This is a genomic window from Vibrio sp. RE86 (genome assembly GCF_013114545.1).
In the GTDB taxonomy this organism is placed as follows: domain Bacteria; phylum Pseudomonadota; class Gammaproteobacteria; order Enterobacterales; family Vibrionaceae; genus Vibrio.
Genome location: NZ_VTXI01000014.1, coordinates 33,127 through 58,488, shown reverse-complemented (window position 1 = coordinate 58,488; position 25,362 = coordinate 33,127). Strand labels below are relative to the sequence as shown.

General features: G+C 42.2%; 25 protein-coding genes and 1 pseudogene. 11 read left to right on the top strand and 15 right to left on the bottom strand.

Going from position 1 to position 25,362, the window contains the following annotated elements; genetic code table 11:
* Nucleotides 1–59: 59 nt before the first annotated feature.
* The 4 genes from lpxM to coaBC all read right to left on the bottom strand — a co-directional run bounded on the left by lpxM (nucleotide 60) and on the right by coaBC (nucleotide 3,895).
* Nucleotides 60–1,022: a lauroyl-Kdo(2)-lipid IV(A) myristoyltransferase gene (gene lpxM, locus F0231_RS13965; protein WP_171760317.1), complete on the bottom strand. Its 963-nt coding sequence runs from the start codon at nucleotides 1,020–1,022 to the stop codon at nucleotides 60–62.
* A 15-nt stretch (nucleotides 1,023–1,037) separates the two neighbouring features.
* Entirely contained in the window at nucleotides 1,038–1,988 is a 951-nt protein-coding gene (locus F0231_RS13960) for a Kdo(2)-lipid IV(A) acyltransferase (RefSeq protein WP_171760316.1), read from the bottom strand.
* Nucleotides 1,989–1,993: 5 nt separating this feature from the next.
* A complete protein-coding gene (gene slmA / locus F0231_RS13955; protein WP_004410873.1) occupies nucleotides 1,994–2,584 on the bottom strand; it encodes a nucleoid occlusion factor SlmA in 591 nt (196 codons plus the stop codon).
* Nucleotides 2,585–2,689: 105 nt separating this feature from the next.
* A complete protein-coding gene (gene coaBC, locus F0231_RS13950) occupies nucleotides 2,690–3,895 on the bottom strand; it encodes a bifunctional phosphopantothenoylcysteine decarboxylase/phosphopantothenate--cysteine ligase CoaBC (RefSeq protein WP_171760315.1) in 1,206 nt (401 codons plus the stop codon).
* 210 nt (nucleotides 3,896–4,105) lie between these two features.
* Between coaBC and radC the strand changes: the two genes are divergently transcribed.
* The 5 genes from radC to mutM all read left to right on the top strand — a co-directional run bounded on the left by radC (nucleotide 4,106) and on the right by mutM (nucleotide 6,920).
* Entirely contained in the window at nucleotides 4,106–4,774 is a 669-nt protein-coding gene (gene radC / locus F0231_RS13945) for a DNA repair protein RadC (RefSeq protein ID WP_171760314.1), read from the top strand.
* A 276-nt stretch (nucleotides 4,775–5,050) separates the two neighbouring features.
* Nucleotides 5,051–5,287 carry a 50S ribosomal protein L28 gene (gene rpmB, locus F0231_RS13940; protein ID WP_004743834.1) on the top strand — a complete coding sequence of 79 codons (237 nt, stop codon included), beginning with the start codon at nucleotides 5,051–5,053 and terminating at the stop codon, nucleotides 5,285–5,287.
* 13 nt (nucleotides 5,288–5,300) lie between these two features.
* Nucleotides 5,301–5,471, top strand: coding sequence for a 50S ribosomal protein L33 (rpmG, locus tag F0231_RS13935; RefSeq protein ID WP_004410866.1), 171 nt, complete (start codon nucleotides 5,301–5,303; stop codon nucleotides 5,469–5,471).
* A gap of 139 nt (nucleotides 5,472–5,610) precedes the next feature.
* Nucleotides 5,611–6,093, top strand: coding sequence for a hypothetical protein (locus tag F0231_RS13930; RefSeq protein ID WP_171760313.1), 483 nt, complete (start codon nucleotides 5,611–5,613; stop codon nucleotides 6,091–6,093).
* Nucleotides 6,094–6,113: 20 nt separating this feature from the next.
* Nucleotides 6,114–6,920 (top strand): bifunctional DNA-formamidopyrimidine glycosylase/DNA-(apurinic or apyrimidinic site) lyase, encoded by an 807-nt coding sequence (gene mutM / locus F0231_RS13925; protein WP_171760312.1) that lies wholly within the window; start codon nucleotides 6,114–6,116, stop codon nucleotides 6,918–6,920.
* Between the two features lie 27 nt (nucleotides 6,921–6,947).
* Here the strand turns inward: mutM and coaD are convergent, their stop codons facing one another.
* On the bottom strand, nucleotides 6,948–7,442 hold the full coding sequence (gene coaD / locus F0231_RS13920; RefSeq protein ID WP_171760311.1) for a pantetheine-phosphate adenylyltransferase: 495 nt from the start codon (nucleotides 7,440–7,442) through the stop codon (nucleotides 6,948–6,950).
* Between the two features lie 108 nt (nucleotides 7,443–7,550).
* Between coaD and F0231_RS13915 the strand changes: the two genes are divergently transcribed.
* Nucleotides 7,551–8,585, top strand: coding sequence for a glycosyltransferase family 9 protein (locus F0231_RS13915; protein WP_171760310.1), 1,035 nt, complete (start codon nucleotides 7,551–7,553; stop codon nucleotides 8,583–8,585).
* 47 nt (nucleotides 8,586–8,632) lie between these two features.
* Here F0231_RS13915 and F0231_RS13910 read toward each other — a convergent pair whose 3' ends face one another.
* Nucleotides 8,633–9,424: a glycosyltransferase family 2 protein gene (locus F0231_RS13910; RefSeq protein WP_171760365.1), complete on the bottom strand. Its 792-nt coding sequence runs from the start codon at nucleotides 9,422–9,424 to the stop codon at nucleotides 8,633–8,635.
* A gap of 21 nt (nucleotides 9,425–9,445) precedes the next feature.
* On the bottom strand, nucleotides 9,446–10,501 hold the full coding sequence (locus tag F0231_RS13905; RefSeq protein ID WP_171760309.1) for a glycosyltransferase family 9 protein: 1,056 nt from the start codon (nucleotides 10,499–10,501) through the stop codon (nucleotides 9,446–9,448).
* Between the two features lie 93 nt (nucleotides 10,502–10,594).
* On the opposite strand from F0231_RS13905, the gene F0231_RS13900 reads away from it, so the two are divergent.
* Entirely contained in the window at nucleotides 10,595–11,287 is a 693-nt protein-coding gene (locus F0231_RS13900; protein ID WP_171760308.1) for a 3-deoxy-D-manno-octulosonic acid kinase, read from the top strand.
* Nucleotides 11,288–11,306: 19 nt separating this feature from the next.
* On the top strand, nucleotides 11,307–13,298 hold the full coding sequence (locus tag F0231_RS21240; RefSeq protein WP_171760307.1) for an SGNH hydrolase domain-containing protein: 1,992 nt from the start codon (nucleotides 11,307–11,309) through the stop codon (nucleotides 13,296–13,298).
* Between the two features lie 26 nt (nucleotides 13,299–13,324).
* Here the strand turns inward: F0231_RS21240 and F0231_RS13890 are convergent, their stop codons facing one another.
* From F0231_RS13890 to waaF, 5 genes are read right to left on the bottom strand one after another with little or no spacing between them, the layout of a single operon-like run.
* A complete protein-coding gene (locus F0231_RS13890) occupies nucleotides 13,325–14,005 on the bottom strand; it encodes a DapH/DapD/GlmU-related protein (RefSeq protein WP_171760306.1) in 681 nt (226 codons plus the stop codon).
* Entirely contained in the window at nucleotides 14,002–15,276 is a 1,275-nt protein-coding gene (gene waaA, locus F0231_RS13885) for a lipid IV(A) 3-deoxy-D-manno-octulosonic acid transferase (protein WP_171760305.1), read from the bottom strand. The genes F0231_RS13890 and waaA overlap by 4 nt, the downstream gene beginning before the upstream one ends.
* Nucleotides 15,273–16,052 carry a glycosyltransferase family 32 protein gene (locus F0231_RS13880; RefSeq protein ID WP_171760304.1) on the bottom strand — a complete coding sequence of 260 codons (780 nt, stop codon included), beginning with the start codon at nucleotides 16,050–16,052 and terminating at the stop codon, nucleotides 15,273–15,275. Before F0231_RS13880 ends, waaA begins: the two co-directional genes overlap by 4 nt.
* A 27-nt stretch (nucleotides 16,053–16,079) precedes the next feature.
* On the bottom strand, nucleotides 16,080–17,099 hold the full coding sequence (locus F0231_RS13875) for a glycosyltransferase family 9 protein (RefSeq protein WP_171760303.1): 1,020 nt from the start codon (nucleotides 17,097–17,099) through the stop codon (nucleotides 16,080–16,082).
* Nucleotides 17,100–17,105: 6 nt separating this feature from the next.
* On the bottom strand, nucleotides 17,106–18,134 hold the full coding sequence (gene waaF / locus F0231_RS13870; protein WP_171760302.1) for a lipopolysaccharide heptosyltransferase II: 1,029 nt from the start codon (nucleotides 18,132–18,134) through the stop codon (nucleotides 17,106–17,108).
* Nucleotides 18,135–18,311: 177 nt separating this feature from the next.
* Between waaF and F0231_RS13865 the strand changes: the two genes are divergently transcribed.
* Nucleotides 18,312–19,037, top strand: a complete 726-nt coding sequence (locus tag F0231_RS13865; protein ID WP_171760301.1) for a glycosyltransferase family 25 protein — start codon at nucleotides 18,312–18,314, stop codon at nucleotides 19,035–19,037.
* Nucleotides 19,034–20,215: an O-antigen ligase gene (locus tag F0231_RS13860; protein WP_171760300.1), complete on the top strand. Its 1,182-nt coding sequence runs from the start codon at nucleotides 19,034–19,036 to the stop codon at nucleotides 20,213–20,215. Before F0231_RS13865 ends, F0231_RS13860 begins: the two co-directional genes overlap by 4 nt.
* 8 nt (nucleotides 20,216–20,223) lie before the next feature.
* Here F0231_RS13860 and F0231_RS20960 read toward each other — a convergent pair whose 3' ends face one another.
* The 3 genes and pseudogenes from F0231_RS20960 to rfaD form a co-directional block, all read right to left on the bottom strand.
* Nucleotides 20,224–20,793, bottom strand: coding sequence for an acyltransferase (locus F0231_RS20960; RefSeq protein WP_171760364.1), 570 nt, complete (start codon nucleotides 20,791–20,793; stop codon nucleotides 20,224–20,226).
* A gap of 102 nt (nucleotides 20,794–20,895) precedes the next feature.
* A pseudogene (locus F0231_RS13850) lies at nucleotides 20,896–21,915 on the bottom strand (glycosyltransferase family 4 protein); the annotation flags it as partial.
* A gap of 82 nt (nucleotides 21,916–21,997) precedes the next feature.
* Entirely contained in the window at nucleotides 21,998–22,939 is a 942-nt protein-coding gene (gene rfaD, locus F0231_RS13845; protein ID WP_171760299.1) for an ADP-glyceromanno-heptose 6-epimerase, read from the bottom strand.
* Nucleotides 22,940–24,059: 1,120 nt separating this feature from the next.
* Between rfaD and tviB the strand changes: the two genes are divergently transcribed.
* Nucleotides 24,060–25,340, top strand: coding sequence for a Vi polysaccharide biosynthesis UDP-N-acetylglucosamine C-6 dehydrogenase TviB (gene tviB, locus F0231_RS13840; protein ID WP_171760298.1), 1,281 nt, complete (start codon nucleotides 24,060–24,062; stop codon nucleotides 25,338–25,340).
* The last annotated feature ends 22 nt before the right edge of the window (nucleotides 25,341–25,362 follow it).

Below are 25,362 nucleotides of genomic sequence, written 5' to 3'. Positions count from 1 at the left end.
ATAAATGAAAAAAGGGGCTGATGTGTGCACATCAGCCCCTTTTTAGATCGTTTTGGTGTTTATGAGTTATCGTAAATACCAACACCGTCACGGCGAGTTTTGAGAAGCGATAAATTCCACATATATTGCTCTGGACGAGGGCGGACTAAATCTTCGATCGCTTGGTTCATCGCGCGAGCATCCGTCTCTTCATCACCAGTTGGGAAGTTCTCTAGTGCCGGTAGAATATGTACTTCATACTTGCCCGCTTTGTCATTGTAGGCTGGAAGTATAGGAACAACTTTTGCCTTAGAGAGGCGAGCCATCTTACCAAAGCCTTTTAGTGTCGCTTTTTCGGTAGCAAAGAAAGGCACAAACACAGAGTTTTCTGGGCCGAAGTCTTCATCTGGCAACCAATAGCCTAAATAGCCATCTTTGATAGAGCGAACAAACGGTTTTACCCCAGCATCACGAGCGAAGATACGACCGCCATACTGCATGCGCTGAACTTGCATCAACCAATCACCGATTGGGTTTTTCTGCGGCTTCATGATGGTTGTCACTTTGTAGCCTTTTGCGGCCAGCATCACTGCAGGGTAGTCGACTGCCCATGCATGAGGGGCAAGGATAATGACGTTTTCTCCAGCATCGAGCAAAGGCAGGATGTTTTCTTCGCCAATCATCACACCACGGTTTTGATTGTGCTTTGTCGAGCGTACTAGGAATTCAGAGTAACCAAGTAGGTATTGAGACGCCTTGACGAAGGTTTCTTCTAATATCTCTTGGCGCTCTTGTTCTGATTTCTCGGGGAAACAATACGCAAGGTTAACTCGAGCTCTTCGAACCACACGACCATTTTTACGCACCGCGAATACCGATAACTTCCGAGCTAAGGTGTCACGCCATCTAAAAGGCATAAACGCAAAGAGTGCGGCAAAGAAAATACCAATCCAAGTCCCCCAATGTTTAGGATGCAAAAAGCTCCACTCAAAGGTTGGATTATGTAGGTGTTTATCAATGCTGTTTTTTTCGTTGTTGCTCATCAAGCAGTGCCTATTTTATTGATAACGAGAGTTGGTTAGATTGCGATCTGGAAGCGACTTAAAGCGTTTGTGTAGCCACATCCATTGCTCTGGTGCACGCATGATAATCTCTTCGACAAAGGTATTCATGTAGGCGGCTGCCGCTAGCTCATCTTTTTGAGGATAATCTTTCTCAACCGACTTGTCGGCAATGATTTCGTACTTACCATTTTGGTTTCTAAATCCAGACCCAGGAACAATCGCACATTTGCTAGTGTAAGCAAGGATGCTAGTTCCCGTCGTTGTACATGCTTCTTCTACTGCAAAGAATGGGACGAATACAGACTTATTGTGACCGTAATCTTGATCAGGTAAATAGAATAATCGCTCACCATCGCGAAGTACGCGAATCATTTGCTTAATATCACGACGATAAATTAATTGGTTACCATTGCGAGAGCGACCTCGGTATTGAATAAATTCGTAGGCTGGGTTGCTATGAGGGCGATACACACCGTAGCCTTGCAAGCCCAAAGCACCAAAAGCACGTGCGGTAATTTCAAGGTTCAGAGCGTGTACACAGCAAAGCAAAGCGCCTTTGCCTTCGTTATCTAAACGCTTTAGTTCCTCAATATCTTTAGCCACTAAAATACGCTTAAAGCGCCAAGTCGGCCAAAACCATGTAATGCCGGTCTCAATTAGAGCCATTCCGGTATTTTTAAAGTTTTCTTCGACCATTCTTTCGCGCTCTGCCTGCTTCATATCAGGAAAGGCTAATTCTAGGTTGCGACGAGCCACTTTGACTCGCGACTTACCCGCTTTCATGCCGAGCTGACCTATCCCTCGTCCGATGCGATAAAGCACGGAATAAGGGAGTAGGTTGACGATAAGAGCAAGTAAGCCAAATCCTAGCCAGACACCCCAATATTTAGGGTGCAGGAGAACAAGTGTGAACTTAGGTTTCTCAACGGTCGATTTTTTTGTCATAGCGATTACTTAATTTGTGCGCTTAGCAGAGCCCAGTACTCTTCAAAGTTAGCGGTAGGCTGATATTTAAAATCAGAACGAACAAAACGATTAAGGCTACCTTCAACTTGCCCTAAAAGTTGCGCGGCTAAGATTTTTTCATCAACAGGGAACGATTTACCTTCACGCAGCTTACGTTCACGAAGAATCTGGCGAATAGAGGTTTCGATACGTTCAAACAGTTGGTTGATTCGTTCACGAAGACGTTCGTTTTCAAACATCAAAGCGTGGCCTGAAAGAATACGGCTAAGACCTGGGTTACGCTCCGCAAACGCTAGGATCAACTGCAACACCAGTCGAATACGAGTCAGAGTATCTTTCTCTTCATCTAGAATACGGTTGATGCGCGACATCAGAGATTCTTCGATAAATTCGATAAGGCCTTCGAACATACGCGCTTTACTAGGGAAGTGGCGATATAGCGCTGCTTCAGAAACTCCAACTTGTTTAGCAAGCTTAGCCGTCGTGATGCGCGATGCGCCTTCATTTGACTCAAGCATTTCTGCTAACGCTTGCAAAATTTCCTCTCGGCGGTTGGACTTTCTGGTTCCGGCCATGACCTGTATTCCTTTTGTTACCATTCTGAATAAAGTGCCCAATGAAAGCATTGAGCAAATAGATAAGCAGTCGTCAGTTGGGCGCTTTACTTGTTATAGATAAGCTTAAGCGTTGAGTTTTTCTGCAATAGTCAGGACGATCTGCGACGCAATTTGTTGTTTGGAAGCAAGGGTAAGTGATTGCTTACCATCTTTCCAGTATATGGTGATTGCATTGTCGTTGCTATTGAAGCCTTGTCCTTCAACTGAGACGTCGTTAGCACAAATCATATCCAAGTTCTTTTTCACCAGCTTGGTGCGCGCGTAGTGCTCAACGTCTTGTGTCTCGGCAGCAAACCCTACGGTAAATGGACGAGACTCTGTCATCGAAGCGACAGAGGCAACAATATCTGGATTCTTAACCATAGTAATGGTCATTTGGTCACTGTCGTCAGTCTTCTTAATCTTTTGCTCGGCAATGTTTTCAGGTCGGTAATCCGCGACTGCAGCGCAAGCAATAAAGATATCGTGCTGAGCCGCGCTATTCATTACGTTGTCGTACATGCCTTGTGCACTATCAACGTTAATACGCTCTACGTTGGCAGGTGTTGCTAACGATACTGGGCCTGAAACCAAGGTAACATCGGCACCGAGCTGGGAGGCCGCTTGCGCTAATGAGAAACCCATTTTTCCTGAACTGTGGTTAGAGATATAGCGCACAGGATCAATTGCTTCACGGGTTGGACCTGCGGTAATGAGTACTGACTTACCTTGTAGAGGCTTATCACCAAAGAACTGCTCACAACGCTCGACGAGTTGCATTGGCTCTAGCATTCGACCTGGGCCGACATCACCACACGCTTGCTCTCCAGCGGCAGGCCCCCAGATGTGCATCCCACGGCGTTCAAGAGTTGCGATATTCTCTTGCGTTGCGATGTTGCGATACATCTGTTGATTCATCGCGGGAGAGACTGCGATAGGCGAGTCGGTCGCTAGAACTAAAGTCGTCAGCAAGTCGTTACCCATACCAGCGCTCATGCGCGCAATGAGATCCGCGGTTGCAGGTGCAAGTAACACGAGGTCGGCCCATTTTGCTAGCTCAATATGGCCCATAGACGCTTCCGCCGCTGGGTCTAACAAACTGTCTGATACAGGTCTACCTGAGACAGCCTGCATGGTCAGTGGGGTAATAAACTCTTTTGCTGCCTTAGTCATGACCACTTGGACCTGCGCGCCACGTTCAATTAAACGTCGAGTGAGCTCGGCACATTTGTACGCAGCGATGCCGCCACTAATGCCTAAAAGGATCTTTTTGCCTGCGAGTGTTTGCATGATGATCTTCCTTAAATTTTCTGCCTGTAAGATACCACGGCTAATGAAAAAGTTTCTAGCGCCAGCGCTAAGTGATAGATAGAGCGTTTGGTAATCTTATTTCTACATAGGTTTTCATTCGTTGTTCTTGTCTGCTCTCAGGTTTGTTTAGCTTGTCTATTCTCAAACGTAAATTTCTCTATTCTTCTTTAACGATCAAAGGAGGAAGGGATGAATGCGCTACCTAAAGAGTCAATGCCGAGAGAAAAGCTACTTTCTCATGGGCCTCAGTCATTGACCGACGCAGAGTTGCTGGCGATATTTCTTCGTACAGGTACTCAGGGAATGAACGTATTGGTACTATCAGACCATTTGATTAAGGAATTTGGTTCACTTAGGTCGCTCTTTTCTGCCGACATAGAGAGTTTCTGTCAGCATAAAGGGTTAGGAGTCGCAAAATATGTTCAGTTGCAAGCATCCCTTGAGATGACCCAGCGTTATTTGGTTGAGACGTTAAAACGAGGTGATGCACTAACGAGCCCTGAACAGACCAAGCTTTATCTCTCGGGGATTTTGCGAGACAAGCAGCGAGAAGAGTTTCATGTGCTGTTTTTAGATAATCAACATCGGGTGATCTGCACTGAGCTCTTGTTCCAAGGCACGATTGATTCGGCCTCTGTGTATCCAAGAGAGGTGGTAAAGCGTTCGCTAGAGCACAATGCCGCGGCATTAATATTGGCGCATAACCATCCTTCAGGCGTGGCAGAGCCAAGTCAATCTGACCGCCGCATCACCCGCCGTATAAGCGATGCGCTGGCTTTGGTCGACATCCGAGTGCTTGACCATTTTGTTGTTGGAGACGGCGAAGTCGTTTCCTTTGCAGAACGTGGTTGGATTTAAGTCACATTTTGGGTTGTGAGTTCGCTGAATTCTGCTACAATCCCCCGACATTTTTTAGTACTTACATCAGCTCTGCCTAAAAAAGATCACGAAAACCTGTAAAAAGGATCTGTTCGGGTCTTGAGCAATGCTAATCAAGTTAGTATAATGCGCGACCTTTGATAGCCTTGTATGGGTTTCCATAGCGGTATAAGACCTCAAACTTCTAATTTAGAAACTGAGAGGTTCGGCCACCAAGGTTGATATCGAGCTGAAACGATTTTGGAGAAGACATTCATGTCACGAGTATGCCAAGTAACTGGTAAGCGTCCAGTAACGGGTAACAACCGTTCACACGCACGCAATGCTACTAAGCGTCGTTTTCTGCCGAACCTACAAACTCATCGTTTCTGGGTAGAGAGCGAAAAACGTTTTGTTAAACTACGTCTATCTGCTAAAGGTATGCGTATCATCGACAAGAAAGGCATCGATGCTGTTCTTGTTGATATCCGTGCAAACGGCGTAAACGTTTAAGAGGAAATAGACAATGGCAAAGAAAGGCGTACGTGAGAAAATCCGTCTAGTATCTTCTGCAGGTACTGGTCACTTCTACACGACTGATAAGAACAAGCGTAACATGCCAGGCAAATTTGAGATCAAGAAATTTGATCCAGTAGTTCGCCAGCACGTTATGTACAAAGAAGCTAAAATCAAGTAATTGATTCTTCTTTGAACTTCCTTCGGGAAGCGTGAATTGAAACCCAATCATAGCAATATGGTTGGGTTTTTTATTACCTGCAATTTATACTCAGCATATTAAATACTTAAGCGGCGCTAGTGCCTGCCAAGGAAATGATATGCGTGTGTCTCCTACCCGTCGCCGACGTTGGAATAATATCCTTATTCTAGGCATTATCGCCTTTATTGGTCTGTTGAATTTACCAACATTAATTAAAACCTACCTAATTGATGAGCCAGTGGTTATTAGTCAACACCTTTACCTCCTCAATCCAAGTGAAGATCTTCAAGCGCTGCATTTTGCCAATTGGTCATTGGAAAAAAATCAAGGACGTTGGCGAAGCTCTATCCCTAGTAGTATTCCCGAATCTGAATTAGTACAGCGATGGCAAAAACTGGTGGGGACTGAGGTCAGTCAAGAGAGTTTTGACAGCCTGAGGCCTCAACTTGGTTCTCCTGAAACGATTGAAGCGTGGTATACCGACCAAGAGGAGCCACAAAGGATCACTTTGTACCAAACTCCGCAGTTTTGGCTATTGAATAACTGGCAAGATAAGTGGATAGCAATCTCAGTAGAACCTCGTTATCTTATGCCCGAGTAGTCAAATTATAGGATCTTGTCATGCCTGAATTACCTGAAGTTGAAGTCAGCCGTATGGGTATTTCTCCACATTTGATTGGAGAGACCGTTGCCAAGCTGACGTTTCGCACTCCGAAGTTGCGTTGGGATATTCCCCAAGAATTAAAACAGATGGAAGGGCAGGTGATTCGTAATATCTCTCGCCGAGCTAAATACTTGTTGATAGAAACTGATATCGGTAGTGCGATTGTTCATTTAGGGATGTCAGGCTCATTGAGAGTACTAGATGCAGAGATCGCTCCGGCCAAACATGATCATGTTGATCTCAAGCTAACTAACGGCAAAGTGTTGCGTTACAACGACCCTAGGCGCTTTGGTGCATGGTTGTGGACGGAAGATGGTAATCACACCGCGCTCGGTACGATGGGTCCTGAACCACTCACTGATGACTTTAATGCTGACTACATTGCTGAAAAAGCCAAAGGGAAACGTGTTGCGGTTAAGCAATTCATTATGGACAACAAAGTGGTTGTAGGCGTAGGAAATATCTACGCCAATGAGTCTTTATTTAGCGCCAGAATTCACCCCACTCGCCCAGCGGGCAAGATAACCAGTAAAGAGTGGGTGCTACTTGTCAGTGAGATTAAGCAAGTACTCGATACCGCCATCAAGCAAGGTGGCACGACTCTTAAAGACTTTGCTCAAGCCGATGGTAAGCCTGGTTACTTTGCTCAAGAGTTGCAAGTGTATGGCAAAACGGGAGAGCCTTGCCCAAGTTGTGGTGATTTGATTTCAGAGCAGAAAATAGGGCAAAGAAATACGTTTTTTTGTGGTGAATGTCAGAAGTAAAAGAAGCGGCCAACTGAGCCGCTTCGTTTATATATGAGCTTTCGTTTTCAGTGCTTCGGCGACCACTTCGGGTACGAAGTTTGTTACATCACCACCATGGATCGCAACTTCTCGCACAATCGTCGATGAGATAAAAGCGTGCTCTTCTGCTGGAGTTAGGAAGACGCTTTCTAAGCCTGGCATTAAACGGCGATACATATTGGTTAAGCCAAATTCATACTCAAAGTCGACTGTGGTGCGTAAGCCACGAATTAGTACATTTGCTTGCTCTTGCTTAGCAAAATCAACCATCAGACCAGAGAAGCCTTTTGAAGTGACATTATCTAAATGGCTGGTCACTTGCTGGGCAAACTCGACACGCTCATCAAGGGTAAACATGGTGTTCTTGCTTGGACTGGCAGCAACTGCAATGATTACTTCATCAAACATGTCAGATGCACGCTCGATAAGGTCTAAATGTCCGTTGGTAATAGGATCAAAAGTGCCTGGGTAAATGACACGGGAGAGGCGTTTTTGGCTCACGATTTTATACTCAAAGTCTTCTATCTCTTTCAATGGTAACAAAAAGGCTCACATTTACCCAACTTAGCCGTTATTATTGGCAGCAAAGATTGAGAGTTGGTACAAGCAATGAAAAAGATTTTAGTTGTCCGTAATGACAAAATTGGTGACTTTATATTGGCATGGCCGAGTTTCGCTATGCTCAAGCAGTCAATGCCAGATTGTGAAGTGACCGCTCTAGTCCCGAACTATACGGTTGCCCTTGCTGAGCTTTGTCCGTGGATTGATGAAGTGATTGTGGATGTGACTGATAAAGCGGCTAAATCCGATCAAAAATTGCTTAATGAGAAGATTAAGTCGGAGAAGTTTGATGCCTCTATCAATTTGTTTTCTACCTCTTACAACGCCAAGTTAGTTTGGAAAGCAAAGATCCCGTACCGACTTGCTCCTGCGACGAAATTAGCGCAAATCTTCTATAACAAACGTATCAAACAAAAACGCTCTCAGTCAGCTAAACCAGAATACCAATACAATCTGGATCTGATTCGTGCCTTCTTAACCGATAAGAATATTGTGATTCAGGAACCAGTGGCCCCGTATCTATCATTCCCTGCAGATCAGCTTGCACACCAAAAGGCGAAGTTGGCTCAGCAGTTATCGATTAGTCAGGATAAACCGTGGATTTACGTTCATGCGGGAAGTGGCGGCTCAGCCAATAACTTATCTCTTACGCAATACACAAACCTCATTTGTGGTCTAGAAGGCGAGTTTGAAACGGTGTTAACCGCTGGTCCAGGAGAAGAAGAGAAAGCGGCTGAACTTAAAGCGATGATCGAAGCGAAAGGTAAAAGCGCCGCTTTGTATGATAAGAATGACGGGCTGGTGGACTTTTCATGCTCGATTGCGTGCGCTGATCTATTTATTGCAGGCTCGACTGGCCCACTGCATATTGCAGCTGCGATTGATGTTCCGACGGTAGGGTTCTTCCCAAGTAAGCGTTCGGCAACACCACTACGTTGGCTGCCAATTAACTCTCAAGGCAATCACATCGCATTTTGTCCGCCCAAAGCAGATGATAAAGCGAGCCAAGAAGATATGGCGAGAATCGATATCGATAAGGTATTAGTAGAGCTAAAACCTTGGGCAACAGAAAAGCTACAATAAAACAAAGGCGACCAAATGGGTCGCCTTGTTGTTAAATTGAGTTGAACCTAAAACTTTTCGGGCATTTTTTCGGTTTCAGTCCGAATCCATAGATCGGCATACTTCACAAAAGTAGAGTGCGCAGAGAGCAGGGACAGTAAAAAGCCCTGTTTGCCATCTAAGAAGCCAGCCTTAATCACATACATCTTCAAAAAGCAGCCTAGAGCGTGAAGAATTCCTTGAGAGATACTGCTCTTCTTGCCTTTCTTCTCACGTTGTTCTGCCCAAGCCTTAGCGTATCCCGCTGATTTTACCAAGTAGTGGTTCATATCGTTATAGGTAAAGTGAATCAGGTCCCCTTGCAGGTTTTCGACCTTCATCTCTTTGGTCACTTCAACCTTTTCATGTACCAGCGAGTCATTATATTGGGTTAGCTTGGTTGGGTATAAACGAAGCACACGATCTGGATACCAACCACAGTGACGAATGTAGCGACCAAATACCCAGCTTAAACGTGCTGTTTGATAAATCGTATCAGGTTTATTCTCTGATACTGCTTTAAGAATACTCTCTTTCAGCTCTGGCGTAACACGCTCGTCGGCATCAAGCCAAAGCACATAATCTGACTCTACATAAGATTGAGCAAGGCGGCGCTGTGGACCAAATCCAGGCCATGACTCATTAACAAAGAACTTGTCAGTAAACTGATTAGCAATCTCTTTGGTGTTGTCGGTACTACCAGAATCAAGTACTACGATTTCATCAACCCAATCGTGAACGGTTTCTAAACAAGCTTTAAGGTGCTGCGCTTCGTTCTTGACGATAAGTGCGACGGCAATGGTTGGTTTACTCACTGTGATACCTCTAAAGTCTCTCGGAGCTTAATGTAAATCGAGTTCGGTGGTTACTTTATCAAACATGGCGATAACTTGCTGTGGCTGAATGCGCTGCATAGCGGACTTATCTTTGACCCGAGTACGCCAACTAAGCTCACTAGAAGGTTTGCCTGTTTCAGCTTGGATTGCTTCTTCATACGCAGAAACGACATATTGGCGATATTGATAGGGGCCAGTGCGCTCAGGGTTATGGTGAGCATATAAGCCAATGACTGGGGTATTCACTGCATTCGCCATGTGAGCAGGTCCGGTATCAGGTGCAATGACCAAATCGGCTTTATCGAGTAATGCTAACATCTCTTTTAGCGAACTTTTCCCTACGAGGTTGCTAACGGGAATATCGATCAGCTGTTTAATTTCATTGGCTAAATCAATTTCAATTTGTGCTGGGCTACCTGCAAGGATAATGTTCCACCCTAATTGGTGGGCATGTTTGATCGTTTGAGCGTAGCCATTGGCCGTCCAGTTCTTATAAGCTTTGCTCGCTGCTGGCACTAATACCAAGTTACTCTTATCTGTAGCTAACTTGCTTACTGCCCATGCTGCATCACTCTCACTGTAATCAATCTTCCACCTTGGGGACATATCAGTGACCCCTAGTGTTTCACTAAACGCTAGCAGACCATCTAGCACATGCATAGAGTTCGGAGACGGCACTTTGACATTAGTAAACAGAGATTGAAAATCCTGGCTACGCACCGCATCAAAACCGAGTTTGTATTTTGCTTTAATACCTAACGTGGCGATACTGGCTCGAAATGCATACTGCATATGAAGCAAAGCATCAAATTTGTAGCTCTTTAGCTCTGCCCAAAGGCTCTTGTAGCCTTGCCAGCCCTCTTTCTTATCAAAGATAACCACCTTAATGCCTGATAAATCTTCGATGAGTTTTGCTTCGAGCCTTCCTGTAACCCAGACAATCTCTGTTGTCGGCCATTGACGTTGAATCGCTTGAACAGCCGCAACGGTATTGCACACATCACCAATCGCGGACAGGCGCAAGATACAGAGAGATTTAGGGGCAGAAGAGAAGAGTGTCATAAGCATTTCTTTTAACAAGCAATAGCGAAGATTATGCAGAGAGGCTCAATAAATGTAAAATACCGAGCAGCATTTATTAAGAGAAAGCCGAGCATGAAGACTTTGCAATTTGATAACCAGACGATTTGGTATGATGAAACCTTGCTAAAAGAAGACCCGAAGCAAGTGTTCAACCCAGACTTTTGGCAGCAAAATGACAAAGTAATAGGCAGCGCTCAAGGCCGAGGCACAACTTGGTTTGTACAAACTGACACTATCGAGGCGGCGCTGCGCCATTATCGCCGTGGTGGTTTGTTTGGCAAGCTAGTGGAAGACAGTTATCGCTTTTCTGATTGGGAGCAAACTCGCAGTCATCAAGAGTTTCAGCTTTTAAACACTTTAATTAAGGTTGGCGTGAATGTGCCTAAGCCAATCGCAGCACGTGCAGTGAAGAGTGGTTTTACGTACAAAGCTGACTTATTGAGTGAAAAAATTCCTAACGCTCGAGATTTGGTATCTATCTTGACGGAAAAACCACTCCCAGCAGAGATGTACAAACAAATCGGCCAAGAAATTAAGAAAATGCACGATGCTCAAGTTAATCACACCGACTTGAACATTCACAACATTCTCATTGATGATCAAGACAAGGTTTGGATCATTGATTTCGACAAATGCTTTCAGCAATCGGGTGGTGACTGGAAGAAAAGCAATTTAGATAGATTAAAGAGATCGTTTGAGAAGGAAGCCATCAAACGAAATATTCATTGGACGCAAGAACAGTGGGATGAACTGTTCGTAGGCTAATAGGTTGAGTTAAACGCAAGTGAGTAATATTAAATACAGAGCAGATATAGATGGCCTTCGAGCTGTTGCCGTCTTGATGGTCATTCTATTTCACATGAATGCGAACTGGATCCCTGGTGGGTTCATTGGCGTTGATGTGTTCTTTGTTATCTCAGGCTACATCATTACATCTGCCATTTACCCACAAGTACTGGCTAAAAAGTTTTCTTTTAATCAGTTTTATGTTAAACGAATTAAGAGAATCTTACCGCTATTCTATCTTGTTGCTACAACGAGCCTAGTGTTCGCTTATTGGTTGTACACTCCAAATGATTTTGTCGGGTTTGCGGATAGCTTGAGATATGCAAGTTCATTTATTGCGAACATCTACTTCGAGAAAAATTCAGGGTACTTTGCTCCTACATCTGAAACTCTTCCATTACTACATACTTGGTCACTGGCGATTGAGGAGCAGTTTTACTTTATCTGGCCTGTTGTTCTTATTTTAGCTACCCGTTTTTTGGCACCGCGTTGGTTTAATATTTCAATGCTTTTTGCTTTCATTGGGTTAGTTGGTTATTCAGAGTATTTGTCTCGTATCGATGGCGGGGCTGGGTACTACTTGATTCAAAGTCGGGCTTTTGAACTTTTGATTGGTGCGTTGTTGGCAGTAGCGATATACCAAAAACGGCTTAAAAAGGTATCTTGGTCAAAACATGTCTATCAACTTGCTGGAGTAATAGGCGCGATTGGCCTTGTTTGGTTGTCTTTCTCTTTAGATGAAAGTGATGTATTTCCTGGCTTTAATGCGCTTTGGGTGGTGCTCTTATCTGCCTTTATCATTCTTTCGGGAGAGTCTAAAACGACTATTACGTCACATGTATTGAGCTTGAAGCCCGTCGTTCTTGTTGGTCGATTGTCTTATTCTCTCTATTTATGGCACTGGCCTGTATTGGCATTTTATCGTTATTATTTTTCAGGTTTCACATCAATAGATGCTTTTATCTGTGGTGTGATTACTATCGTACTTTCGTTCTTATCATGGCAGTTAGTAGAAAACCCATTGAGACATCTACAGATTAAGAAGCGTTGGGTATACGTATGTTATCTCATTCTGCCAATTGCTCTATCTGTGACGGTTGCCAAGAATATTGCTGCGAAAGAAGGGTATCCAAGCCGCTTTAGTGAGCCTGTGCAAAAAGTCTTCGAGGTATCTTCCTATACGTTTGACCAAGACAAGCAAGAGCGTCCTCAAGTTGATGAATCGTATCCTTTCGAGCCATATTTAATAGGTGATGTGACTGCTCCTATTAATGCTTATGTATGGGGCGATTCTCACGCAGGGCATTTTAGAAGCTTTGTCGATGTGTTAGGTCAAGACAGTGGTTTCTCTGCACTGTATGGTGGCTTGGGGGGGTGCCCTCCTTTATTAGGTTCAGATCTAATTAAACACGGCACACCAGAAAAACCTTGTTCCGAAAGAAATGATGAAATTGGTAAAAAGATAGTAGAGCTTAAACCTGATATGGTTTTTCTTGCCGGTCGATGGGCAATGTACTCAGAAACGACTCGCGCTATAGGTGAAAAAGGCAGCCGTGTATTTCTAGGGGATTCAACGGATTACTCCGAGTCTATTGATAATAGTCGTCGAGCATTGAAGCAAGGTTTAGAGCGTACATTAGAACATCTAATTGATAACGGAATCACGCCAGTATTGTTTGAGCAAGCACCATCGTACAGCTATAAGCCAAGTAACTGTTTAGTGAAGAAAATGACGTATGATTGGATGAAAGACGAGTCATGTGATTTACCGATTGAAGAAATGGTACATCGACAATCTGTAGCGAATAGCATAATTGATGAAGTTGCTTCAAAATACCCACAGGTTCAGGTCATTCCAATTGTTGCGCTTATGTGTGACGATGAAAAATGTATCAGTCAGTTGAATGGTATTCCTTTGTATTTGGATAACAACCATTTGAATTATGAAGGTGCAAAAGAGTTAGCAGAACTGTGGCTAGCTGAGAAATAGAAGAGAAGGCTCCGTTTGGAGCCTTTTTAATGCGTGAATTTCTTCCCAGTAAAATCAGCAATCACTTTTGCTGGGTTTCCACCGATTACACTGTTTTCTGGAAATGTTTTAGTTACAACAGCGCCACTCGATAAGACGCTATTGCTTCCAATGTTGACGCCTTTAAGTACAGTTGCTCGCGCTCCAACCCATATATTCTCTCCGAAGTGAATGGTTTGATTCTCATTGAGCTGTGCACCTTGTTCGTTCGTAATGGAATGTAAGTCAGAGTCCATAAAAAGGGTTTGCCAAGAAATAAGAGAACTTGAACCAAACGCAATCTCTTTATTGCAGATAATGGTTGCTTCACCAGTGAAGTTGCTATCAGACCCAATAGAAAGATGACCCTGAACATGTAGCTTTGAACCAGTACCTATTTTTATATGGTGGCCCAGTTCAACGACTCCGTCTTTACTTATGTTCCAAATGAATCGAGAGTATTTACTATCAGAGATTTGGACTCGACCAAAGCCGAGTTTGATTTTAGCGGTCTTAGCCGTTTTAGGGATCTTCACTTGACCGCCTAGCGCTACGAACTTGGTTCGATGATTAACCAATATCGGAAATTTGATCGCTTGCTTGATAGGTAGGTAATACAAGTTGAAGAAAATCGTTTTAGGGACGCATCTGAAGTAATGATAAAGCTTCGACAGTTTTTTGAGACTCATATCTTTAGTTTCCCTATTTCATTCAAAGTGCAATCTAGCGCTCCCTGATTGCGTTCTACGACATCTAAAGCGGCGCTGCCTTTCATTTTCATTTCTTCTGGGTTAAGGAATAATTCAACTAAAACTCGCGCAATCTCTTGTTCTGAATCAACAACTTTACATGCTCCAACAGAAGTGAGCTGTTTAGTAATATCTGCAAAGTTGAAGTAGCTAGGGCCAATCAGAGTTGGCTTTGCTAAGGCTGCAGGTTCAAGAAGATTGTGCCCTCCAACTTTGTCACCGAGTAGGCTCCCCCCCATAAAACAGACATCACAACTACCAAGTAACACCATCATCTCACCCATGGTATCAGCCAAGTAGACTTGAGTGTTGTCGTCAACACGAGACGGCTCTGTTCTTCGAACGGTATTAAACTTTGCACTTGCTAAGTTCATTACGTCATTAAAGCGTTCAGGATGGCGAGGTACGAGTATTAGCAAAGCAGAAGGAAGAGATTCAAGTATGCGTGAGTGTGCGGTAAGCAGTTTCTCATCTTCTCCCTGATGGGTACTGGCTGCAATCCAAATTGGGCGTTTATTGCCAAGCTCCCGCCTTAGTTCCTCGGCTTTGCTAAACTGTTCAGGCAATACTGAAATGTCGTATTTAATTGAGCCTGAAACAGAGATCTTGCTTTGAGGAACTCCTAGCTTTTGGAATCTTGATGCGTCATCTTCATGTTGGCAGATTACCTTGTGTAGGCAAGGTGCAATTAAGTTGAATAGAGGTTGTATTTTTTTATAGCCTTGAAACGACTTCTCCGATAGACGGGCATTTACTACGGTTATCGGTATGTTGAGTCTGGAAACACAAGTCAACGTGTTAGCCCAAAGCTCAGTTTCTACGATGATCATTTGCTGCGGTTGGATAACCTTTAAGAAGCGTTTGACAGCAAAGGGAAAATCAAGTGGCATGTACCTATGTTCCACAATATCGCAGAGTTTAGAAGCCTGTTGCGCCCCTGTTGCTGTTGTTGTGGTAATGAGTAGCTTTGTGTTTGGGTGTTGCTCACTCAGTTTTCTCATGAGTGGGGAGATCGCTATTACCTCCCCAACAGAAACTGCGTGAACCCAAATGATAGGTTTGTGACTTGGATTATGTAGCGTCGGAGTAACACCAAAATGTTCCTTCCAACGTTTACCTACTGATGGTTTACCCAACTTACGTTTATATAAGCCAGGAAGAAGGAATGGTAGTGCTAGCACCAAAAGGCAGGTGTAAATTAGGCGTATCACTTGAGCAAATCTTCTGGTTTTTTATGCGTCCACTTACTTCTAGGTTTATCAAGGTATTGGAAGTATTCATTGGTAAACGTTCCTTGAATACAAACGTATTTCCTTTCTTTAAACGCTACTTGTTTACTTTCTAGAATATCAGTGATGACCATTGGCCCTGTTAAGAAGTAAACGCCTTTTTCGATGAAACGTTTCTCTATATTGTCCACAATCTTGTTGATTGCTTCTTCATAATCTGGGTTGTTTGGAGCGGAAGCTAAGAAGAAATTAGTGTAGTGCTGGTTCTTTTTCAGTTTTACATACATAGCATTCTCGCGCGTAGGCAGGATACGCTTTAAAGGCCAAACGAGGGTAGCGTCTATATCCATGTAAATGCCACCGTGTACATAGATGGTCACAAGGCGCCATAAATCGGCTTGTGCGGCACCATCGTTCAGTTGCATGTAGGCGTTGTAGACTCGTTCTGATGCGTTTGCCTTGATGAACTCTGCGCGCTCTTCGGTACTCACATAACGATATTCATAATCGAGTGACATTAAGCGATTGAACAAATAGTTGAGATAAACAGGCCAAGCACTTCGAGCTGAAAAGTTCGTCTGCCAAATTATTTTGGGAATCTTAGTCTGCTGATTGGAGACGACTTTAGGCTTTGATATTGAAGGAATAACAAAGCGTTTATTCGGAAACAATGCATGAAAAGGATATGACAACATCTTGAAGATGTTGCCGATAAGTCGAATAAGTCGGTTAGCGACTAGAATTGGAAAGTTCGTCATAGCTCGTGGTGAATTGTTATAGTTTGATTAATCGCTCGTCAGAGCATGAGATATTGCATCAGTAATTTGCGCTGTTGTTGGTATAGAACCATCTGCGTTCATCACGATATCGTGACGTTCATATAACGGCGTATACCTGAATGGAACAGTTGCATAGAAAATACCGACCGTTGGTGTATGAGTGGATATCGCTATATTTCGAACACCAGTATCTGGTGCAACCATTAATGTTGCTTTTGCTGTTAGCTCAATAAGTTCATCAAGTGGCAGGCAAGATTGGATCTTGAAGTTAGGGTATTTAAGCAGCTCTTGGCAGAAGTCACCTTTTTCAAAGTCATTCTTACCTTCCAAATAAACATGAGTGTGATTTGGATTCTCTTGAACGGCTTTTTCTAGAACCTCAAGCATTTGTTCTTTGGTTAAAATCTTACGTAGCTGTGATGCGCCATTAAAGTAAAGTACAAAAGGTTTTTCTTTATCGACTAACTCTCTATGGTCAGGATAAGCAAAGTCTAGAGGGTGTGACGGGTTATGACCAAGAAGTTTAAGCATATCTAACATGCATTCAACTTCTGGTTGGAAGTCTGAACGGTGAACAGTCACGTTGAACAGAGTGCCGCTGAAATACCACTTATAGGGAAAGCCAAACTTCAAAGTAGCTTTGCTCAATGCTGTCATCCAGTGAGAGCGGTTGGTGCTGGCTAAATCAAAGATGATGTCTTGCTCGCCCAATTGCTTGATGTTTTCAATTTTTTCTTTCACTGGTGTCGTTTTACCGGGCTCTTTGCCTGGCATAACATGTACATGATCCACCAAATCACTCGGAATACCGTACATGTAGTTCGAAACTGGAACCAACGTGATTTCAGCGTTGGGAAAGAACTTTCTCGCTTCAACTAAAAAAGGACGAACAACTACCTGATCCCCAAGTGCAGCGTGTCTAATAACCGCGATTTTTTTTATGCTTTCAGGGTTAAAGTCGTTTTCAATGTAATGGCGTGCTTTTTTTGAAGCGTAAGCACCACGCTCAAACCATAAATGTTTCATTAAATTTTACTCTAAGAAGTTGTTAACAGCAGAGATGACTTGAGAAGGCATTAGCTTATTTAAACAGTCTTGGTGGCCAAGAGGACACTCTCGCTTAAAACAAGGACGACATTCGATATCAGTGTGCACCATTTCCAATTGGTTCGTTAGAGGTGGGGTGTATTTCGGTGAGCTAGAGCCATATATTGCCACAATATTACATCCAACAGCGGCTGAGACGTGCATCAAACCTGAGTCATTGGAGACAACAGTATGGCACGCAGCTAAAAGATCGACGGCTTCAATAAGTGACGTTTCGCCTGCTAAGTTGAAGCACTGTTGTTGCTCTTCAGCTGTTAACGATGACTTAATTTTGCTTGTGACAGCATTGTCTTTAGCTGAACCAAACAACCACACTTGCTGCCCCTTGTTAATAAGGTATTTGGCTAGCTGTGCATAGTGCTCATCTGGCCAACGTTTCGCAGGCCCGAATTCCGCACCAGGACAAAGTCCTATGATCGGCCTCTCTGAATCAAGCTGTAAGCGCTCGCGAGCGAGTTGTTGTGACTCCGTGTCGACGATGAGTTTAGGTAACGGACAATTTTCAAGCGTGACATCAGCTCTCATAGATGTATGACTGGATGCCAAAGCGACATATCGCTCCACCATATACTGGAACACTCGTTTGTCTGGACGAAGATCCGTTAGCAAGCCATATCTAAATTCACCTTTCCAACCGACCCGAACTGGAATACCAGCAAACCAAGGAATCAGAGCTGATTTTGCTGAATTTGGCAGCACGAATGCATGAGTATAATTACTCGTAGCTAGCTCTTTACCTATAGTTCTGCGACCGAAAAAATCAAACGCCCCGTGTCCGATCGGCATTTCGATAGCTTTATTTACTTCGGACATCCTCTCTAGTATCGATTTACACCAAGCTGGAGCGAGAACATCGATCTCACAGTCAGGGTATTCAGTCTTGAGAGTAGTATATAAGCTTTGCGACATGACCATGTCGCCTACCCACGAAGGGCCGATAATGAGGATTTTCATGTCAGACACTAAAATACAAAGTTGACACAAATATTAACATATACAGCTGCCAAATTGTAATGTTAGTGAACGCTGTCAAGGGAAGTATGGTACTTGTTAGAGTTTATGAAAATCGTTCAATTTGCACCTTGAATATGGTCTAATAGCGACCGAATTTTTCGAGTTTGGTGTTAATCAGTGAAAGTATTTGTCATCAGTTTAAAGCGAAGCCCTGAACGTAGGGAGTACATTAAAAAACAACTTGACGATCTTGGGATTGAGTTTGAGTTCTTTGATGCTGTCGATGGCAGAGCTGAGCCACCACATCCATTGTTTGAAAATTATGATTATACTAAACGACTATGGCTCACGAATGGTCGTATGCCTTCAAAAGGTGAAATGGGCTGTTACGCAAGTCATTATTTGATTTGGGAAGAATGTGTAAAATCTAACAACTCGATACTAGTCATAGAAGATGATGTAATGATCTCACCTGAATTCAAACGTTACATACCAGTCATTGAGTCGGAGTTGAATGAATTTGGATTCCTGAGGTTAGAGTCAGAACATAAAAAATGTAAGCTCTGGGAAAAGAAAGTACATAAGGACTACTCAATTTCATTTATGACGAATAACTTTGGCGGTACGATATCTTACGCAATTCATCCTAGCTCGGCGTCTAAGCTATTGTCTGGTAGTAAGTCATGGTGTTTGCCTGTTGATAACTATATTGGCTCGCTCTACATACATGAAATGCCTAGTTATATCTTTTTACCCAGTCTAGTCAGTAACCCTGATAGCTTTGAAACAACAATTCAGCTAGGTGAAGAGTCTCGGCCACCATGGTACAGAAAACCTACAAGAGAGCTGTATTCACTTTACAGAAAGATCATGATGAAAAAGGGAAACAAGTCGTACTTATGAAAAAGGTATTAGATTTTCTGGAAAAAATGTTTCTATTTTCACCTGTTCTAGTTGTACTTATATCTATATTTAACTTCACAGATACAAAATCCTTTGTCTCTAGGCTATCTGCTATAGTTATCGTTTATAGTGTTGTTCGCTATAGAAATACAATAAAAACTAACTTTCAGAACCAGAGCTTTAGGAAGTTTCTTTATTCAAGCCTTCTAATCTCTTTCTACTTCACCATAATGCATTTTTGGCGAGGTGATAATTTTGGTTTTCCGAGAACTTTATTAACCAGTATTGCTTACCTGTTAGTAATACCTTGGGAAAGAATTCCTCGATCTTGGCTTTACAGTATTATTGTAGTTTCTGCTTACATTTGCGGGTTCAATGCACTTTATGAGCATTTTGAGATGAATATTGGTCGTGTAGGAATTGCTACCAATCCAATTCCATATGCTTTGTACTGCGCATTTTTATCGCTTTCATCTTTATACTTAACAAAAGTTTACTTATTGAAGTGGCAAAAATGTATAGCTATCGCTGGTAGTATTATTGCATTAATTGCGCTTGTTCTGACAGACGTAAGGGGAGTGTGGGTTGCATATCCATTTATTCTTTTCTATGTGCTTCTAAACCTGTTCCCTAGATTTTCAATATTCAAAATCATAATGTTCTCTTTGCTAAGTGTTGGTTGCTTATATTTAGCGTTTAAGCCAGCTTTAGATGTGAGATTTAATAGAACAATATCTGAATTCAACACTATTATGAAAGGAAATTACCAAACGTCGATCGGTGTAAGACTAGATCTTTGGAAATATGGCTTTAATAAATCCAAGGAGGTTCCTATTTTTGGAATGGGTGATGAAGCTTTAGAGTCAGGAATCAAAACAATACCTAACCGGTTAGCTTCAAAGCAGCCTCATTTGCACAATCAATATATTGATACACTGTCGAGGTATGGAGTACTTGGAGTCATATTTCTATTAGGGTGGTTAGCAAGTACTTTCTATGGTTCATCTAGAACTGATGAACCATATGCACTGACTAAAATATTAGTGAGTCTTATACTCATCGCAAGTTTGACAGATATTCCTTTTCATCACACACATTTGGTTTATCTATTCAGCCTAATCGTGGGCAGTTTAATTTTAACAGCTCCTCTTCCTCATCAAGTTGAGAAGAAGGGGTAGAGGTTATATTAAAATGTTAACTCGTCTTGCCAAATGGTATCCTCTTGGATGCATTTGGCAGGGTTACCTGCCGCAATACAATTAGCTTCGAGGTCTTTGGTTAGTGTTGAGTTAATCCCAACTATTGCGCCACTCCCAACAGAACAACCTTTTAAGACCGTAACATTATCAGCAAGCCAAACATTATTACTAATACTAATATTTTGGGCTGTGTTGATACGCACACCATCTTTCAATATATCATGCCCATCACTGGTCATTATTTTCACATTGCGTGAAAACATACACTCTTCACCGATGAGCAATTGAGTACCGTCTTCTCGTGAGGATATGTAACAACTATGGCCTATTACGGTGCCCTTTCCGATTCGAACGATGCAATGGTTCCCATCAACTTCTATTTGGCTTTCACGAATATTGACACCGTCTTCAATAATGAGTTTGTTGTTACTGCCTTTGATTGAGATGTTACACTTTCGTATTTTCGAGGTAGAGGCTATATCGACTAAATGCCCTTCGCCCTTAATGCGTACTTTATTTCTTAGTTTAATGGCTAAATTTAACCCTGAAGATCTCACAACACTTGTATCCTTTTGATAAAATTGCTCCAGCTTAGATATATGACTAGCCATTGAGAACTCAGCCTGTGCTCGCCTGAAAGCCAACTTAGCATTTCTTTCAGTTAGCTCCTGAGAACGCAGGTATTGTTCAATCTGAGAGGATATCTCTTGAGGATCTAATGGGTTAGACAAAAGGCCAACAGGCTCTAGAATTTCAGGAAACGCGCCAGTGTTCGCCCCAACAATCGCTTTCTTCGCAGCCATAGCTTCGATCGCAGTTAAACCGAATGCTTCGTTGTGGTTAGGTAAACATACAATATCCATTACAGCGAGCATACGATCAGTATCTTTTCTAAACCCAGCAAGGTGAACACGCTGAGTTAAGTCTAATTCTTTAATTCTATTTTTGAGCTTAGCCACAAACTCGTTGTCAGAACCATCAGATATATCTAATCCACCAACTAGCAATAAATGGATCTTAGGATAGCTGGCTTGAAGTAAATTGAATGACTCTAAGAGCTCCATCTGTCCTTTACCTGAACAGACTCTGCCTAGGTTGCCAATTACGGTGCTATCTTCAGGTATCCCTAATTCTAACTTAATAGAAGATATTTCCCTTAGGTCATAAATTGGCTGGGCTGGGATATCAGTTCCTAGCCAAAGTCTTGCAATTTTATTCTTATCAATGGGAAGAGCGTTGAGATTGCGCTTATAAGTTTCATCACTTATGGAGAATACCTGATCAATGTGCGAGTAAGCCCACTTGTGATAAAAATCTTTCTTAGGGCGAGTGACACCCATGTGTTCAGTAAAGAAAGTTTTTCTTTTCGTGAGTAAGCTTAGTAGTGCAGAAACAAGAATATCACCAGATTTGTGGCAATGGATAACCTCTACATTTCTTTGTTTTAACCATTGGTTCAGTTTAAACAGTTGAGAAGCTAGTAGCTGCTTCTTCCCTGATATTTCAAAGGTATAAATACCCGCATCCCGCATCCCCTGAGCAACTTGCGTGCCAGTGATACATAAGCCATATACCTTATAGTCTCGTTCTAAAAATTCTTTACCTGTCCTAATTGGGTACATTTCTAATCCCCCCCAACCTTGGGAAAGACAAATATGAAGAATTGCTGGTTTTGTCACAACTTACCTTTATCTACTGGAAGGGAATAAAAAAGGCGGCAATAAGCCACCTCTTAATAGTATGCATTTAGGATCGTAGATGCTACTTGTTTATCAGCTGCATATACTCAGCTACGCCTTCAGCGACGGTTTTGAACTTGTGTTCACAGCCTGCTGCACGCAGTTTTGTCAGGTCGGCTTGAGTAAACTCTTGGTATGCGCCTTTAAGATGTTCAGGGAATGGGATAGTTTCTACTTCACCTTTACTATGGAACTTAATCACAGCTTTAGCGACTTCTTCGAAAGATTCAGCGTAACCTGTACCTAAGTTAAAGATACCTGACTGGCCACTTTCTAAAAATGACAAGTTTACTGCAGCAACGTCACCGACGTAAACGAAGTCACGCTTGAAAGTCTCACTGCCAGCAAATAGTTTTGGATTTTCACCTGCGTTCATTTGGTTGTTTAGGTGGAAGGCCACAGATGCCATTGAGCCTTTGTGTTGCTCACGTGGACCATAAACGTTGAAGTAACGGAAGCCAGTAATTTGAGACAGTTGTTCACCATGTTCTTCAGCATCTTGCCAAATGCGACGTACATAGTTATCAAACTGCTGCTTTGAATAGCCGTATACGTTTAACGCGCCTTCGTACTCTTTCTCTTCAATGAAAATATCTGTTTCGCCGTAAGTTGCTGCTGAAGATGCGTAAAGGAATGGAATTTCACGCTCTAAACAGAAATGTAGCAGCTCTTTTGAGTACTCATAGTTATTGAGCATCATGTACTTACCATCCCACTCTGTCGTTGCGGAACATGCACCTTCATGAAAAACTGCTTCGATAGGGCCGAAGTCGTCGCCAGCCATAACTTGCGTTAGAAAGTCGTCACGATCCATGTAATCTGTGATATCCAAATCCACCAAGTTCTGGAACTTCTTACCATTTTTAAGGTTGTCGACTACCAAAATATCGTTAATGCCTTTTTCATTAAGTGCTTTAACGATGTTGCTGCCAATCATGCCAGCACCGCCAGTTACGATGATCATACTTTTACCTTATGATTATTTATTATCGAGCGAGTATAAAGTTTAGATAGGTGGACATAGTTTATTTTATCAGTGCATGATGATATCGAGCATCACATTAACGTCATGTTTTATAAATAGAAGGTAAGCGATTTATTCTATGAAGATTATACGTGCTTCTATGTGTGTGTGATATTTAAGTTATCACCTTTAATTGTGGTTTCCCTTTGTTTGGTATAAGCCACTCAACACATATATCGCAAACCCTTCCTTTCATTTAGTCTATCCACGGTTTGGAAAGTTTACTACCTATACTCTCAAGTTATGGAAAACAGAATTTGATGCCAACTAGTCAGCAGCCATCTAAACTACCATAAAATCACCTGATAAGCTATGCCATTTGTCAATATTAACTTTAGGTTCAAAGGTTAGATGAAAAGGCTTCGATGGACATAAATTAAGGGATTCCAAGAATAGCATTTTGGTTATCTCTGATTAAGAAACAAGGTCAATCGTTCTAGTGGACATTACCTAGCATATGTACCAATGGTTATGAGTAACAGCCTTAATCTTTGATCTTTTGCATGTTACACTAAGAGTAGAGCCTGGTATGATACCCTTTAAAGCTTTTTTCATTTAGGGTCAATAAAAAACTCTGAAAGAGCTTTTGAAATTTGCTTGGTGTTTCTAACGGCGAAGGCCAACTGGTTTGTCATTATCTGCACCAATCCAATCCTGCAATCATTTGACAGAGGAATGAGTAAGTAAAACTTATGTTTGAACACTACTTCTCTCGAGTACTTTTGCTAGTTTGTATTACGTTACTGCTTCTGCTGCAAATATGGGGTGCTCTATGTAGTAATGTGGAGACTCTCCACTACTAACCTACCAGAAAAGATAGTATATAATAAGCCTAAATTTTGTCCTAAAGAATGATTAAATACCAAGAACATCAGTACCGAGAAAGGGAATTATGGAACCGTTGTTCTGATGAATGTTGAAGTAGATTTCGTAAGGTATCTAAAACAAATAGTTGTAAAAGGCAGTGGGTTCAAGTTGTCTTTAAATGAACAAAAATATCACAGTTATAGAAATGACTGGGATACAAATTTTTTAACTTTCATAGAGAAGGGTAAACACAGTGAATTTGTCATTGGAAAACGCCAGAATTGGCATTATCGGTTTAGGTTATGTTGGCCTACCACTTGCCATCGAATTTGGAAAAAAGTTCGCAACTTTAGGCTTTGATATCAATGAGAAACGAGTTGCCGAGCTAATCAACGGAAATGACTCTACGTTAGAGTGTTCACCTGATGAAATGAAAAAAGCAACCCGCTTAACTTACAGTGCTAACAGAGAAGAATTGAAAAACTGCAATATCTACATTGTTACAGTGCCGACCCCGATTGATGCATATAAACGGCCAGATTTAACCCCACTGATAAAAGCCAGTGAGATGATTGGTGAATATATTGATGAAAATAATGTCATTATTTATGAATCTACAGTATATCCTGGTGCAACAGAAGAAGTTTGCTTACCAATTGTTGAACAAACTTCTGGGCTAGTTTTTAACAAAGATTTCTTTGCTGGATATTCACCAGAACGTATTAATCCTGGCGACAAAGAGCATCGCGTAACAAACATTTTAAAGGTAACTTCTGGTTCAAACATTGAAGTGGCTGACTTTGTAGATGCGTTGTACGGCTCTGTGATTAGTGCGGGTACCCATAAAGCAAGCTCAATTAAAGTAGCTGAAGCGGCTAAGGTCATCGAAAATACGCAGCGTGATGCCAATATAGCACTAATAAATGAGCTAGCAATCATCATGAACAAACTAGATATTGACACTCTCGAAGTGCTTGAAGCAGCGGGAACCAAGTGGAATTTTTTACCGTTCCGACCAGGTTTAGTAGGTGGTCACTGTATTGGCGTTGACCCTTATTATTTAACCCATAAGGCACAGGCTTCGGGTTATATCCCCGACATGATACTGGCAGGAAGAAGAATTAACGATGGTATGGGGGCGCATGTTGTAACTCAATTAGTAAAAAAAATGCTTTCTCAACAGATTCATGTTTGTGGTTCAAAGGTCCTGATTATGGGGTTGGCCTTTAAAGAAAACTGCCCAGATCTACGAAATACTAAAGTTATTGATATTTTGAATGAGTTAGAAAACTACGGCGTGCATGTAGATGTTTATGATCCATGGTGCGATAGAAAGGAAGTCCAAGAAGAGTACAACTTCTCTATCTTGGACGAGCCTAAAAAAGGTTATTATGACGCGATAATTTTGGCCGTCGCTCATGACGAATTTAAACGAATGGGCGCTGAAGAAATTATTGCTTTGGGTAAGAAAAATAGCGTTCTCTATGATTTGAAATATATCCTTCCTAAGGATCAGGTAAGCATTCGTTTATAGTTAAATCAATGCTGTGTTTTGG